Here is a 14273-nt window from a genome sequence, read left to right as displayed (position 1 = left end):
GAGAATCTGGCAGACAGCCAGGAGCAGTATCAGATGGCTTTTATAAAATGTCAATATACGAATGATTACCTACTTACATTGGGGGTGAGGACACATGAAAAAGATACTGCTGATCGACGACAGCGACACCTATACATGGTGTCTGCAAAAATACTTACAGCACCGGGGCTACCCGGTGAAAACGGCTTGTACGCTGAAAGAAGCGCGGGCCGCCATCCATGAGGAAATGCCGCTGGTGGTCTGCTGTGATCTCGACCTGCCGGATGGTTCCGGCATGGACTTTCTGGACGAGGTACGGGCCGCAGACAAGGAGCTGCCTTTTATTCTGGCGTCCTGCCATGACAAGGACGACTACGAACAAGAGGCTATGCGCCGGGGCGCAACGCTGTGCATGGACAAAATGAAAGGGCTGCTGCTGCAAGATAAGCTGGTGGAATACGCTTACCGGCAGTTATCCGGCGAAAAGGCTCCGACTTTTCACAAGCTGCTCTTTGTCTATGCAGAAGATACCAGCGCCGAAGTGCTGCGGGCTGCTATGCTGCAAAAGGGCTTTGACCTGATTCTGGTTTCCTCGATTGGGGAGGCCAAGCGCCGGATTTTTGAGGATAAGGAAATTGAACTGATCTTGTGCGATCTGGAACTGCCGGACGGCACAGCAATGGAGCTGTTTCATACGCTGCGGCGAGTGGCGGGGATGTTCCAAATGAAGAATTCCCCTGTCCGGCTTCTGCCGTTCTTTATCCTTACCGAGAACAACGACCTTGCCACGGAATATGAATACCGGCATGAGGGCGTGAACGACTATATCATCGCCCCGGTCAATATCCCGGAGCTGATCCGACGGGTTTTATTCTTTGTGGAGTAATTGAAAAATTTTATGGAGGTGAATACCATACTGGTGTGTGTGAGATTGTGTAGAGAAAGATTATCTTTGCATAAATTCAATGTAGCGTTTAGCATTTCAACGGAGCGTTTCTTGAATATAGTGTTTTTTGTGATATTGTAAAAGCAGAAAGAAGGTGAAAATATTGAACGCTCAAAAAACAGGCAGTTTAATTGCTACTATCAGGAAAGAACAAAATCGTACTCAGCAGGATTTGGCAAATGAATTAGGTGTATCAAGTGCAGCTATTTCAAAATGGGAACGAGGCATCGGATTTCCAGATGTATCTCTTATTGAGCCATTAGCTACATCCTTGGGGATTACCATAGCAGAATTATTCAAGGGTGAAAAGGCAGAAAATAATGTTGATCACGAGTATGAGAGTTTATTATCAGATGTTGTGAAAGTATCAGCTAATGAAATAAGCAAGAAGAAAAAAATAACAAATTGGATTATCGCTATTACCGTGGCTATTCTTTATTTGCTGATTTCTGTAATATCACACAGGTGGGAAATAACTTGGGTAGTTTGGATTGTATATTGTTTTTATCGTATTTTTACTGAATACATTTATAAAAAATATTAGTATCAGATAGTGGATGCGAAGTTCCTTTTCGGAGAGGTAATCTTACAGGAGGGACTGGTACCTCTTTATGGTCTGGTTACAATCGTGTTATTTTTTGCAATCTTCCTGACCTATTTTGGTGCAAAAATGTTTTTGTTCAAACGGGTTATTTTTCGACCGGAAATGAGATAAATGATATATTTTTTGTAAAATGCTTTTGTGGAGGTGATGTGATGGGACATTAGCTGTTTTTGATATAGAAGAATCCGGCAAACAGATTGGCGAAAAGTTATTTCTGCTTCTTAACGAGGAACAAAAGAATGCTCTAATGCAATATATTTTGGAACATGGAGTCTGTCATGGAACAGTATTCAATTCCTGTCACACTTCTTCCGCAGCAGAGAAAAATCCTCTGACAGAAATACAGGAAGGCGAGCTTTATCTATGCCTGGAACACCGTACTGTCAGGGTTAGGGAACGGATGATCAACCTGACAAGTAAGGAGTTTGATATACTGGCATTACTCATTGCCAATCCCAAACGTGTTTTTACTTACGAACTGATTACCGATTTGGTTTGGAAAGAGGATTGTGATTTCTATTCGAGAAAAGCGATTCATAATCATATAAGTAAGCTGCGTAAGAAATTGCGCTTTGAACCGGATCTTCCAAACTATATCGAGAGTGTCGCCGGGATCGGCTATAAATTTGAACAACTATAATATGAGCCCACAAGGTGTCGTTTCCCCTTGTGGGCTTGCTTTTTGCAGCATATATTCTAAGAGCAGAATATGTAGAAAATTGCGAATATAAAGAGTAAAAAGCGAATGTCTGCGGACTGATACAGGAAACATAACCGATATAATTTTCTCCCAAGGAGGTATCAAGCAGCCGATTCAGGTTCCTCCTTGATGGGAGGAAATGCCTATGCGTCTATGCAACACAGATTCGCAGATAAACTGCTTTACATTCAGTCACCTATACGTCGTAGTCCAGCTCGTATGGATTGCGGCGTTTTTGGTTTCGACAAAGTTTGAGCATTTTCGCTGTCAACCTCCCGGAGAAATTTCATACTGTTGCTTTGGCGCGCCTGTTCTTTGTACGGGCGCGCTTTTTTGTACCCTTTTTTTAATCAGAAATAGACTTAGACCTTATCGTTGCCGCAGCCCACCCTCTGATTTCGATTTTTGCCATCAACTCAAACATCGAAATTGGAGGAAATTACTATGAAGAAAATCAATCTTCGGGATTATTACCCGTATTATACACAAGACATGATCGTTGAGGTGCCGGATGAAGTTGCTTTGTTGCTTCGGGAATATATGTTGTTGGAAGAAGCCTATCGGATTCGTACATACCGCTATAAAGCATTTTATTCTCTGGATCGAGACGAAGGTATTGAGCGTGAGATATTGCAAAAGCCTCTTAACCCGGCAGAAATTTGGGAACAGCGTCAAATGACGGAATTGATTTATAAAGGTCTTTCCAAACTTCCAGTAAAGCAGCGCCAACGGATCTATGCACACTTTTTTCTTGGCATGAGCAAAGCAGATATTGCCAAAGCGGAAGGAACACACAAAAGCCGGATCACCCGTTCTATCGAAGCAGGATTGCGTAGTCTGGAAAAATATTTCAAAGAAATTTTATAACAGACGGCAACTTTGCCCCTAAAAATGTACTGAATAGTAGAGGGACATATTCGGCGGGACAAGCTGGACGGGTGTGGTAAGGAAGCATATACATCCTCCCACCCCAACTGCAATATCAATTTGTCTGCCATGCCCCTTGCTTGTTCCTTGACAACCGAATATACGCTGTTACAGGTACTTCATTCTGTGTTCCGAGCGGCAGATGGGGCGGCGCGGTGACAGGCGGCCTAAGGAGGTGATGAATCCAGGCTGTCCGAGCGATAAACGCAACCTACGAAACCGGCTGTGGCAGGCCGGACGCGATAACGACACAGATCATAATGGTACTTCTTCACAGCTTCCTAAAGACTTGGGGAGAGTTCCTGCGGCGTTTGCTTGCTCTGGCAAAGCGGCGGCGTATGTGGGACTATGATGCGGTGACGCTACCCGCAGCCTGTAACAGCCCCGTCCTTATAACAGAAGGACTTGCCGGGGTGCGTGGCAAATACGGCAGTAAAATTGAAATCAGATATAATGGGCCGGATTTATGTGTGCAATAACCATAGATCCGACCTATTCATGTGGTTTTGATAACACAGTTTTCAGAAGGGAGTTGATACTATGGAATTGAACACCATTGTCAGTGAAGTGGGTACGCTGATAGACATTCGGGATGTCTCTGTCAACAAAGAACTTTCCCGTGATGAACGGATTGCAGAATTTGTTCAGCAAATCAAAAATCCATACCATTTTAAGTGTGGACGTTTTACTGTACAAGCCAGTTTTTCTGCTGAAGGTGCTACCCTGGAAGAATGTATCAAGGGTATTTTGCGATAGCTGCAATTTTAAGAAAGGGGCTGACTTTTCCGTAAAAGCATGGTAGAATAAGAATCGGAAAAGGAATTGAATATGGAATAACCACACTTCTTGAATTGCGGGGATTTTTCTGTGCAACGAAAGGAGTGTTTTTTTATGCAGGTTTACAAAGCGATTAAGTATATCCGTCTTTCTTATACGGATGATAAAACAGTAGAAAGTGACAGCGTTGCTAACCAGCGGCGCCTGATCGATGACTACATAGCCCGACACCCGGAAATTGAGGTTGTGGCAGAAAAAATTGACGATGGTTATAGTGGTGTTTTGTTTGATCGCCCGGCATTTCAGGAAATGATGCGGATGATCGAACAAGGCGAAGCTAACTGCGTGATTGTCAAAGACCTCTCCCGCTTAGGTCGTGAGTACATAGAAACAGGCCGTTATATGCGCAGAGTATTTCCAGCCTATGGAGTGCGTTTTATCGCAATTAACGATAATGTAGATACGGAAAATGACGCTGCCGATGATCTCACAGTTTCTGTCAAAAACATTATGAATGAGGCTTACTGTCGGGATATTTCCGTTAAGACACGGAGCGCCCTGGAAGTAAAACGGCGCAGCGGGGATTTTGTAGGTGCTTTTACCATCTATGGTTATGTGAAAGTCGGCGATAAACACAAGAGCCTGGAAGTAGACGAATATGCTGCTAATGTTGTGAGGGATATTTTCAGAAAACGGCTGGAGGGATTCAGCGCTTCCCATATAGCGGATGAACTGAACCGATTAGGAATTCTTTCGCCTTTGGCGTATAAGCGCAATCACGGAATGCCTCATGCAAAAGGTGGATATACAGACCGAAAGGATTGCAAATGGTCTGCAACTACAATCATCCGCATTTTGCAGGATGAAACTTACACCGGAACACTGGTCCAGGGCAAACAGACAACGCCCCATTTCAAATTAAAAGAGCGTGAGGACAAACCTTCTTCGGAATGGATTCGTGTGGAGGGAACCCATGAAGCGATCATACAAAAGCACGATTTTGATCTGGTGCAACGGCTCCGCAGGATTGACACAAGGACTTCTCCCAAATCGGATAAGGTTTACCTGTTTTCCGGTATTTTGATCTGCGGCTGCTGTGGCTGCCGTATGACCCGCAAGACGAACCGCTATAAAGATAAAGAGTATCACTATTATTACTGCCCGACCGGCAAAAAGAATGGCTGCACATCGTCGGTCATGCTGAAAGAGTCGGATCTGATTGAATGTGTGCAGGACAGTTTGAAAGGACATATTGAAAATGTTGCTTCTCTGGATGCCCTGCTGTCCAGTATCAGTCAGGAACGGATCAACCGGGAATTGGCGCAGGAATATGCCGCACAGATCAGAGTAAATGAAAAGCGTGTGGCACAGACCGAGGGCTTTAAGGCAAAACTCTATGAAAATCTGGTGAGTGGAATTCTGACAAAGGAAGAATTTCTCTCTTATAAGCGAAAATACAATGCAGATATTGAACTGTTCCAAAAGGCAATCGCTGAATGGAACGATAAACTTACAGATGTATTGGAAAACCGAAGCGAACGAAACCGTTGGATCAACCATTTTATGAAATTTTCTACTATGGAGGATATTGACCGCCGGGCAGTCATGCAGCTTATCCGAAGCATACGGGTAATGGGTAAAGATGAACTGCATATTGAATTTAATTACCAGGATGAATATCAGAAAGCAATCTCTTTGACGGAACAGATTGCTACAAAAAATGAAGAAAGGATGGTGGGCTAAATGGCAAGAAAAAGCAGAAAACAGACGGCAGCGCCTATGCCGGCACCATCTTTATATGTACATGTGGCTCTGTATATCCGTCTTTCTGTGGAGGATAACAAAAAGCGGGGCTGCTCAGTAGAAAATCAAAAGCTGGTACTGAATGACTTTCTTTCAGATAAACCGGACTTCGTTGTGTATGATACCTATATCGACAACGGAGCGACAGGGACAAATTTTCACCGCCCTGGATTTCAGCAAATGCTATCTGATATTGAAGCAGGCCACATTAACTGTGTGATTGTTAAGGATCTTTCCCGATTAGGGCGAAATTCTATTGACACAGGTTATTATATCGAACAGTATTTCCATGCTCATAATGTTCGCTTCATTGCTGTTACGGATCAGTTTGATACAGAGGATTCCGGAAATCTTCATGGCGGTATCATGCTGCCTTTGAAAAATATGATCAATGAAGCCTATGCTCTGGACATTGGACGAAAAATCAAAGCACAAGCGCGGCAGGCTATGAAAGATGGCGACTATATTGGTGCACGGGCACCTTACGGTTACAGGAAAGACCCTGATAATTGCCATAAACTTCTGATTGATGAAAATACTGCCCCTGTGGTAAAACAGATTTTTGAATGGGCACATGAGCATGTGTCTCTGAACCGGATTGTCCGCAATCTAAATGAGATGGGGATTCCGGCACCGAGCCATTATAAAAAGGCCACTGGCGAGATTACCAGTCCGGGCCTGATTGGAAGCGGTAAATGGCAGACCCGTACAGTGATGAAAATTTTAGAAAGCGAAGTCTATACAGGCGATCTGGTGCAAGGAAAAACAAAGATTGTAGATCATCAGCAGGTCAAGGCTGGAGAAGATAATCTGATTATTGCCAAATGCACCCATGAACCGATCATTAGCTATGAATTGTTTAATGCAGTTCAGGAATACAGAAAACAGATCTGTGAAGAAAGCAAAGCAACTCCAAAACGCCCCTACACGCCAAACATTTTCAAAGGCAAAGTGTTCTGTGCTGATTGTGGCAGAAGCCTTCACCGGCAACGTGCCGAGCGCCGGAAAGGCCCCGATACTTATTGGTTCCACTGCCTTACAAACAGCCGGGTAGAAAAAGATAGCTGCAAAGGCGCAACGATGCAGGAAAAGGAACTGATTTCTACTGTTACGGATATTCTTGAAAAAGAGCTGACAGTTGCGCTGGGAATGTCGCTGCCACTCTTTCAGTTGGAGGCAGGACAAAAACAGGAAAAAGATAAGCTGAAAATTCAGATGTCGGCCAAACGGCAGGAAATTGAAAAAACACGCCGACTGATCCGTGGTCTATATGAAAATTTCGTGCAGGGTATTTTGACAAATGATGAATACTTTGAATTGAAGGCAGATTATGAATATGCTATCAATGCTTTGTCTGGTGAGATTGAAGTATTTGAAAAATCTATGGACTCCCTGGACAACCAGCTTGCCCGATATCGTGCAATGGAAAAGGATGCAAAAACACTGGCACAGGATCATGTACTGACTGCAGAACTGATTGAACGGCTCATTGAACGAATTGAGATCGACCACGAGCGGAATATTCATGTAACCTTCCGTTTCAAAAATGAATTTCAGGGAAAGGCGGTGGAACCGTGCGCAACTATGTGATTGCCCTTTATATCCGTCTTTCTGTGGAAGATTTCAAAACCGAAAGTTTGAGTATACCAAATCAAAAACTGATTCTTCGTGAAAAAGCTATGTCTCTGCCGGAATGGGATAACAGTGAGATTTTGGAATTTATTGACAATGGTCATACAGGGACAAACTTTGAGCGTCCGGCGGTGCAGGAACTTTTAACAATGGTTCAGGCTGGAAAGATCAACTGTATTATTGTAAAAGACCTTTCCCGATTTGGACGTAACAGCATTGAAACCGGCTATTTTATTGAGCGGGTATTTCCTCTTTACCACACCCGTTTTATTTCCGTCAGTGATGATTTTGACACGGCTAATTTCAAAGGTGATACCGGAGGGATTGATATTGCTTTCAAGTATCTTATTAGCGAGTGTTATAGCCGGGATATGTCCATGAAAACCAAAAGTGCAAAATACGCAAAGATGCGTCGTGGAGAATATCAGAGTGTCATCTGTCCTTACGGCTATCGCAAGAGTGCAGACGGACGTATGGAACCGGACGAGGATGTTGCCCCGAATGTGCAGATGATATTTCAATGGGCGTCTGAAGGCAACACCGCAGCCGAGATCACAAGAAGATTGTATGCTATGAATATCCCCACCCCTGGGGAATATCGCAAACTTAAAGGCAAGGACTATTACAATGTTTCCCGAACAAACGGCGTTTGGAGTACATCAACGGTCCTGCGTATTTTAGAAGATCAAAGATATATCGGTACCTATGTAATTGGCAAGAGAAAGGTAAAAGAGATTGGCAGCCGACATACACAGTTAAAGGATGAAAGTGAGTGGTTCAAAATACCGAACCATCATCCGGCTATTGTAAGTGTGGATCTATTTGAGAAAGCCAATGCTTCAATTAAGCGTTTCTCTCTGTCAAATAAAAAGCCGCGTGATTATCTGCTCCGTGGTAAGGTATTCTGTGGATGCTGCGATCATGCAATGTCTCTACGAAATGGTGCGTGGTTTTATTGCCGTCATTCCGAGGTGGCTGAAACGCTTCCTTGTCATGGTGTGCGCATAAAGATGGCAGATCTGGAGCAGGTTGTATTTGAAATAATTCGGGCTCAAATGTGTCCGGCATTGGGAATTGATAGCAATAAGGATAAATTGGATTTGCAGACAGTCCAGCAGGCCGAACATGAAGAAAAACTCCGTTCTATTCAAGACAGCAAGCGGCATCTTTATGAGCAGTATGCACTCGGAGAGATTGATTTGGAAACCTATCGGACACGAAAAGCGGTTTATGATACGGAACTGGTACAAGCCAAAAATGTTCATGCTGTCATCACTGCACAGACAAAGCAGATAAAAAGTGATTATGAGATTAAGCTGAAACAACAGGAAATTGTGCAGGAAGTCGGAAACGCCAACATGCTGACAAAAGCTCTGATTGACCGGCTTATCAACAAAGTTTACGTCTTTCCAGGAGATCGGATTGAGATTGAATATGCAACACAGGATTTCTTAGAAACTAAGGAATCCGAAAAGGAGGTATAACCGTGAACACCCATTTGAAACAGCTATGGGCAGCTATGAAGCTGCCCGAAAAACTTCAAAAAAAGTTATAAATTTTTTTGTCGTGGGCTTGACATACGGGTGACGAATATCATGCAAACGTATTCTTTTCACTCCCGAAGCCTTGATACCTCTGATAATCTCATGCTCCATATAGGATTTTGTAAAACGGAACATTCTTTCGTCTGCCATAATTCCGTATAAGTGCGAAGTATACTCCTTTAATTCCTCTGTCAGAAATGGCGGTATCGTTATGATGCGCTTGCTCTTTGGCGTTTTGGGCGGTGTAATAATATCCCTGCCCTCTATCCGTTGATAGGACTTGTTTACGGAAATAGTACGTTTCTCTAAATCAATATCATTATAGGTTATAGCAAGTAATTCCCCAATCCTCATGCCCGTCCAGTAAAGGAGAAGAAACGCCATTTTTGTTTCCGGCTTGTTCTCCACAGTCACAAGAAACTGCTTAAATTCCTGCTTCGTCCAAAACTCCTTTTCCCCGGCGTGGCTCTTTCCGATACTCCCGGCTTTTCGGCAAGGATTGTCTTTCAAGTCATAATACCGAACCGCATAATTGAAGATTGCCGACAACTGATTATTGACCGTTTTCAGATACGTTTCCGAATATCCTTTTTTCATCAGTGCATTTTGCCACGCCCGAATGTCGGAAGCCTTAATCTCATTCATGTTCTTTTTCTTGAAATACGGAATGATTTTCAGGTCAATAATGAATTTCTTTGTACGCATGGTATTTTCACGCAGACGGTGTTCCATATCCTCATAATAGATTTGTACGAAGTTTTCAAAATTGATGTCTAAATTCCTCTGCTGCTGTTGCAGGAAGTCACGCTCCCACTGTTCCGCTTCCGCTTTTGTCTTAAATCCCCGCTTGTTCTTCTTGTGGCTTACGCCCTGCCAGTCCTTATAATAGAACTGGCAACGCCACATCTTTCCGTCCCTTGTCGCTGACATAAAATCTCTCCTTTCCTACATGGCTACGGTCAGACCGTAGAATTTTTCTTCAAAGTATTTTGTCGGGACTTTGCCGCAGATTGTCCGATAGCCCTTTGCTTTCAGTTCCTCATTCAGCCCCCGGATAATCTTGTAGGCATAACCCGTTGATACGCCAAGCATTTCAGCCGCTTCCTCTGCCGTTACATACATTTTCTTTCCATTCTCCATATAGTCCTGTCCTTTCTTTTTTTATTTTAGGTACACATATGTGACCTTTGTGTTTCTATTATACGGTACACTTTTGTGAACGTCAAGTATTTATTTTAATTTTTTATACACAAATGTGTCCTAATGTGATAGAATTGAACTAAGCACTAACGAAAATCACAAAAAATGGAGGTATTGGCATGACTACCGGGGAAAAGATTAAACACTTTCGGAATTTGCGCGGCATATCACAGGAAACGCTCGGTCAGCTTTCCGGCATCAATTCCGCCACAATAAAAAAATATGAGTATGGCATTCGCAATCCAAAGCCCGACCAACTGATGAAAATTGCAAATGCTTTGGGTATCAGTATCAATGTTTTCATGGATTTTGATATAGAAACGGTGTCAGATGTATTGTCTTTGATTTTGAAAATGGACGAACAATTAGATATGAACTTTGAAGCAGAGAGATATGAGGACGGAAGCTTCAATCCCGCTACAATCAAAATATCCTTTCAGAACTCCCTGCTCAATCATAAGTTGGGCGTATACATGAAAGCAAGGGAATTGCAGGAGAACCTTTTGAATGATACGGAACGCTTCTCGTCAGAAGAAGAACACCAACGGGCGATTGAAGCACTCTCAAAGGATTTAGACGCTGTTAAGCAGAGTATTCTTGATGACAGTAAGATTGTCAAAAAGGGTGTTAGGGGTATATCTGTAAAAATTTATCCCGAAAATGAATGAAAAATTTTTGAGCAAAAAGTATTGACTTCCACGTAACGTGATACTGTATTCTTTTCTCATAGGAGCAGAATAGATATAAGCCGGCAATCTCTGTCTTGCTTCTTCACAAATTTAAGGAGCTGATAAGAATGCGAACCATAAGCCAAGTTGCAGAATTAACAGGCATAAGCACACGAACACTACAATACTATGACGAGATTGGATTGTTAAAGCCAAGCGAATTGACCGAATCCGGCTATCGCCTATATGATGATGAAGCCTTGCAAAAGCTACAACAAATCCTGTTTTTTAAGGAATTGGGATTTAAGCTGAAAGAGATTAAAGAAATTCTGCAAAAACCCGACTTTGACAAGATCAATGCTTTCAAAAGACAAAAAGAATTGCTTTTGCTGAAGCGCAATCGGACAGACAAACTTATACAGCTTCTTAGCCGCTTAGAGAAAGGAGAGCAATGTATGAGTTTTAAAGAATTTGACCTGTCTGATTACATTACCGCATTAGAGGATTTTAAAAATAACAGCACTGATGATGTTATCAAGCACTGGGGAAGTATTGAAAATTTTGATATGTTTATTCAAAAAATTAAAGATGATGAAGCAGAGGTAGCTAAACTTGCCATTCACCAATTCGGCAGTATTGAAAAATACACCGAAGCCATGAAACATAATTTAGAGCATTTCTCTGAACTCATGGAAACACAACTAACGGAAGAAGTGAAAGAAATTGGAAAACAATCTGATATTCTGTATGGCAGACTAACCACTAATTTGTCAGAAGATGTTTCCTCCCCTAAAATACAATCCATTGTACACGAACTATTGCGGCTTATACAGGAAAATAGCACCAGCGTATCCCTCGATAAGCCCTATATCAATGTTCTTATCGACACATATTCAAGCAATTATATCAAAAACATGACTGATAACAAATATAAAGAGGGGGCTTCTGATTATATCGTAAAAGCGTTCCATTACTACTCGGAGAATAACGCTTCCGAAAACAATTAGAGGCAACAGGCTCTCTCTAAAAAATATATCCCGACAACTAATCATTCTCGCTATGCCGAAAAATAACTTGCCACACTTTAGAGAGCCTTAGTGACATTTGAATTTTCTTGTGGTATAGTGGACTTCCACTTTTAAGAAAAGGAGTTGATGATATATGCCACAGATGAATAAAGGCGGTAAATTTATTTTCGGAAAATCGCTGATACGAGATGACTTGACAATCCATCTCCCAACACAGGCTCTTACAGAGTACAACGCCACAGCAGAGAGAAAAGTCTATCTTTTTACTGGAAGCAAGGTCACTGGCGGCTTTTGTGTGACAAGAAAAGGATTGTTAGAACCATCAAAGTTAGGACACATTCTTACTGATAATCCGGCTTTACTGAATTATCAGACCGCAGAGGGCGAATTTGTCAAATACAAAGGGCGGTCATACTGTTGGGTAAATATTTCAGAGAATGGTGTAATTCAGCTTAATCAGCAGATATTAGATTTTCTTAATCTGAAGATTGGAATGGAACTATTGTCTATCCGAAGCAGTGATATAGCTTTTACAATGGGTGCAACCGGTCCCCTGTTGGAAAGAGCCGACAACTATGAGGGCGAAATTCCTCTGTATTAAAAAAGCAGGTATCATGATACCCGCCCAAAATCCAGTATTCCTCAAATAATTAGAGCCATTTTAGAGCCAAACGGCATAAAACACTCCCGGAAATGCCCATTTTATCAGCATTTCCGGGATTTTATCCGTTACTCGAACTCCAGATAGACAGTATGCCATATAAGTGAAAATCATTGATTTTAAGGCATTTTCAGGAACTATCAACCACTAAAATCTATATGCAAAAAAATAAAAAATGCAATAAAAATGCAATCGAAGTACATTCAGATTTTATAAGATAGACCAGCAAACCTCAATATCTTTCCTTTATAGACGTTCAGAAATGAGCGTCTATTTTTCTCGAGTATTAAAAGACCGATTAACATTGATATAAACCTTAACTCTGTATATCTTTCAAAGATTGTATTTATTAGGCAAATTCTTCTTTATTTTATAATAGTTATATCCTATACTATATCTTACAGTCTATTATGCAAAGGAGAAAAACTAATGGAAAATCTTTATGCACTTATTGACAAAATTTTGCCCATGCTTTCTACAATCTTGGGTGCCTATATAACTTACTATGTCACTGTATCCAGCAAAAAAAACGAAGCAAAAGTAAATGCTCAAATAAGAGCACGGGATGAATATTGGATACCTTGCTCCATAGCAATAGAAAATCTTCAAAACAAAGTATCTGAACTGAGTAAAAATGAGAATACTCTTGTTTCCTTTACCGGAGAAAAAAGCTGTGAATCAGAAACTACAGAACTTTTAAAATATTTACAAGCTAATAATAGAATTTACTTTTACGAAAGAACTCGAAATATTTTAAAACTACTAGAAGATACCATAAATAATTATGAAAATCAGATAAATAGTGATATTTCCGCCATAATTGATATTTTTTGCAAGCAATATTCTTCCATGATTGAAAGCTTTCCAATGTATAAAATCAACAACTGTATTGACTATGCTATTACTACTAAAAAATCTTTATTTGAAGAAATAAAAACAGTTTTATTAACACATCGCCAGATAATCTGGTACGGTCAAATTGCACATATTGTTTTTTTCATGGGTGACCCACCTTATAGCAGTTCCTTTACAAGCGATATGTCTTATTCGTCTGAGAAAGATATTTTTGATATATGGTGTGAAATAAATGAATATGGAAATTCTAAAGATAGTTTCGGCTTATCACCTGAACAAGAAATTGGTTTAGAAGTTATTAATTTTGAGTATGAACACCTTGCAAATATCTGCGACATATTAAATCATGAAATTGAAACAAAAGATTATCAATCTCTATATGTCAGAATTTTTGAAATATTATCTTTATTGCAAGAAGAAATTTTAAAGAATATTGACGAAGCAACTATTTTATAACCTTTTTGATAGACGTTCAAAACTGAGCGTCTATTTTTTTACCCCAAAACCAGAAAGGATGTGATACCACGAAGAAATCACCACTGCCGGAGCGTTCCCCTCCGCTTCCAAACCAGAATCCCAAAACAACCATCAAACACAACATTCAGAAAGGACAGGTACATCTATATGGAATTAAAATTCGTTATCCCCAACATGGAAAAGACATTCGGCAACTTGGAGTTTGCCGGAGAAGACAAGACAGAACAGAGAAGAATCAATGGACGCATGACGGTACTCTCCCGCAGCTTCAATCTTTATTCAGACGTACAGAGGGCGGATGATATTGTGGTTATCCTCCCTGCCGAAGCCGGAGAGAAACATTTTGACTTTGAGGAACGTGTGAAGCTCGTCAATCCCCGTATCACCGCAGAGGGCTATAAAATCGGCACAAGGGGCTTTACCAACTACATTTTGCACGCTGACGATATGGTAAAAGCGTAAGGAAAAGGAG

15 protein-coding genes are annotated in these 14273 nt (G+C 41.3%); 13 read left to right on the top strand and 2 right to left on the bottom strand.

Features of this window, described 5'->3' with window-relative positions; all coding sequences use genetic code 11:
* Window positions 1-94 precede the first annotated feature (94 nt).
* From NSA57_RS12205 to NSA57_RS12170, 8 genes are all read left to right on the top strand, one after another.
* Window positions 95-865, top strand: coding sequence for a response regulator (locus tag NSA57_RS12205; protein ID WP_257464974.1), 771 nt, complete (start codon window positions 95-97; stop codon window positions 863-865).
* Window positions 866-1019: 154 nt separating this feature from the next.
* Window positions 1020-1469 carry a helix-turn-helix domain-containing protein gene (locus NSA57_RS12200; protein ID WP_227199142.1) on the top strand — a complete coding sequence of 150 codons (450 nt, stop codon included), beginning with the start codon at window positions 1020-1022 and terminating at the stop codon, window positions 1467-1469.
* A gap of 307 nt (window positions 1470-1776) precedes the next feature.
* Window positions 1777-2169 (top strand): winged helix-turn-helix domain-containing protein, encoded by a 393-nt coding sequence (locus tag NSA57_RS12195; protein ID WP_232880222.1) that lies wholly within the window; start codon window positions 1777-1779, stop codon window positions 2167-2169.
* Between the two features lie 504 nt (window positions 2170-2673).
* Window positions 2674-3096 carry a hypothetical protein gene (locus tag NSA57_RS12190; RefSeq protein ID WP_015542925.1) on the top strand — a complete coding sequence of 141 codons (423 nt, stop codon included), beginning with the start codon at window positions 2674-2676 and terminating at the stop codon, window positions 3094-3096.
* 600 nt (window positions 3097-3696) lie between these two features.
* Window positions 3697-3912 (top strand): DUF6870 family protein, encoded by a 216-nt coding sequence (locus tag NSA57_RS12185; protein ID WP_257464973.1) that lies wholly within the window; start codon window positions 3697-3699, stop codon window positions 3910-3912.
* Between the two features lie 135 nt (window positions 3913-4047).
* Complete coding sequence (locus tag NSA57_RS12180; RefSeq protein WP_257464972.1) at window positions 4048-5676, top strand: recombinase family protein; 1629 nt, start codon at window positions 4048-4050, stop codon at window positions 5674-5676.
* Window positions 5677-7326: a recombinase family protein gene (locus tag NSA57_RS12175; protein ID WP_257464971.1), complete on the top strand. Its 1650-nt coding sequence runs from the start codon at window positions 5677-5679 to the stop codon at window positions 7324-7326.
* Window positions 7311-8852, top strand: a complete 1542-nt coding sequence (locus tag NSA57_RS12170; RefSeq protein ID WP_257464970.1) for a recombinase family protein — start codon at window positions 7311-7313, stop codon at window positions 8850-8852. The genes NSA57_RS12175 and NSA57_RS12170 overlap by 16 nt, the downstream gene beginning before the upstream one ends.
* A gap of 33 nt (window positions 8853-8885) precedes the next feature.
* Here NSA57_RS12170 and NSA57_RS12165 read toward each other — a convergent pair whose 3' ends face one another.
* Window positions 8886-9842 (bottom strand): site-specific integrase, encoded by a 957-nt coding sequence (locus NSA57_RS12165; RefSeq protein ID WP_257464969.1) that lies wholly within the window; start codon window positions 9840-9842, stop codon window positions 8886-8888.
* A gap of 15 nt (window positions 9843-9857) precedes the next feature.
* Window positions 9858-10052, bottom strand: a complete 195-nt coding sequence (locus NSA57_RS12160; protein WP_004080072.1) for a helix-turn-helix domain-containing protein — start codon at window positions 10050-10052, stop codon at window positions 9858-9860.
* A gap of 179 nt (window positions 10053-10231) precedes the next feature.
* Here NSA57_RS12160 and NSA57_RS12155 point away from each other — a divergent pair, with 179 nt between their 5' ends.
* The 5 genes from NSA57_RS12155 to NSA57_RS12135 all read left to right on the top strand — a co-directional run bounded on the left by NSA57_RS12155 (window position 10232) and on the right by NSA57_RS12135 (window position 14263).
* Complete coding sequence (locus tag NSA57_RS12155) at window positions 10232-10780, top strand: helix-turn-helix domain-containing protein (protein WP_016285981.1); 549 nt, start codon at window positions 10232-10234, stop codon at window positions 10778-10780.
* Between the two features lie 128 nt (window positions 10781-10908).
* Window positions 10909-11787, top strand: coding sequence for a MerR family transcriptional regulator (locus tag NSA57_RS12150; protein ID WP_257464968.1), 879 nt, complete (start codon window positions 10909-10911; stop codon window positions 11785-11787).
* A 154-nt stretch (window positions 11788-11941) separates the two neighbouring features.
* Complete coding sequence (locus NSA57_RS12145; RefSeq protein ID WP_016281900.1) at window positions 11942-12409, top strand: hypothetical protein; 468 nt, start codon at window positions 11942-11944, stop codon at window positions 12407-12409.
* A gap of 489 nt (window positions 12410-12898) precedes the next feature.
* The gene (locus NSA57_RS12140; RefSeq protein WP_257464967.1) at window positions 12899-13780 is read left to right on the top strand and encodes a hypothetical protein; all 882 of its coding nucleotides are present in this window, start codon (window positions 12899-12901) and stop codon (window positions 13778-13780) included.
* Between the two features lie 168 nt (window positions 13781-13948).
* Window positions 13949-14263 (top strand): YdcP family protein, encoded by a 315-nt coding sequence (locus NSA57_RS12135; RefSeq protein WP_025580204.1) that lies wholly within the window; start codon window positions 13949-13951, stop codon window positions 14261-14263.
* Window positions 14264-14273: the final 10 nt, after the last annotated feature.

It is taken from the genome of Blautia caecimuris (assembly GCF_024622975.1).
Lineage (GTDB): Bacteria > Bacillota > Clostridia > Lachnospirales > Lachnospiraceae > Blautia_A > Blautia_A caecimuris.
The sequence above is the reverse complement of the archived record's forward strand: the minus strand, read 5'-3'. Positions and strand labels throughout refer to the sequence as shown.

Bases quoted from the DNA above. Each gene is read 5' to 3' on its own strand.
- NSA57_RS12205 (WP_257464974.1), top strand. From the start codon at position 95: ATGAAAAAGATACTGCTGATCGACGACAGCGACACCTATACATGGTGT.
- NSA57_RS12195 (WP_232880222.1), top strand. From the start codon at position 1,777: ATGCAATATATTTTGGAACATGGAGTCTGTCATGGAACAGTATTCAAT.
- NSA57_RS12190 (WP_015542925.1), top strand. From the start codon at position 2,674: ATGAAGAAAATCAATCTTCGGGATTATTACCCGTATTATACACAAGAC.
- NSA57_RS12185 (WP_257464973.1), top strand. From the start codon at position 3,697: ATGGAATTGAACACCATTGTCAGTGAAGTGGGTACGCTGATAGACATT.
- NSA57_RS12180 (WP_257464972.1), top strand. From the start codon at position 4,048: ATGCAGGTTTACAAAGCGATTAAGTATATCCGTCTTTCTTATACGGAT.
- NSA57_RS12175 (WP_257464971.1), top strand. From the start codon at position 5,677: ATGGCAAGAAAAAGCAGAAAACAGACGGCAGCGCCTATGCCGGCACCA.
- NSA57_RS12165 (WP_257464969.1), bottom strand. From the start codon at position 9,842: ATGTCAGCGACAAGGGACGGAAAGATGTGGCGTTGCCAGTTCTATTAT.
- NSA57_RS12160 (WP_004080072.1), bottom strand. From the start codon at position 10,052: ATGGAGAATGGAAAGAAAATGTATGTAACGGCAGAGGAAGCGGCTGAA.
- NSA57_RS12155 (WP_016285981.1), top strand. From the start codon at position 10,232: ATGACTACCGGGGAAAAGATTAAACACTTTCGGAATTTGCGCGGCATA.
- NSA57_RS12150 (WP_257464968.1), top strand. From the start codon at position 10,909: ATGCGAACCATAAGCCAAGTTGCAGAATTAACAGGCATAAGCACACGA.
- NSA57_RS12145 (WP_016281900.1), top strand. From the start codon at position 11,942: ATGCCACAGATGAATAAAGGCGGTAAATTTATTTTCGGAAAATCGCTG.
- NSA57_RS12140 (WP_257464967.1), top strand. From the start codon at position 12,899: ATGGAAAATCTTTATGCACTTATTGACAAAATTTTGCCCATGCTTTCT.
- NSA57_RS12135 (WP_025580204.1), top strand. From the start codon at position 13,949: ATGGAATTAAAATTCGTTATCCCCAACATGGAAAAGACATTCGGCAAC.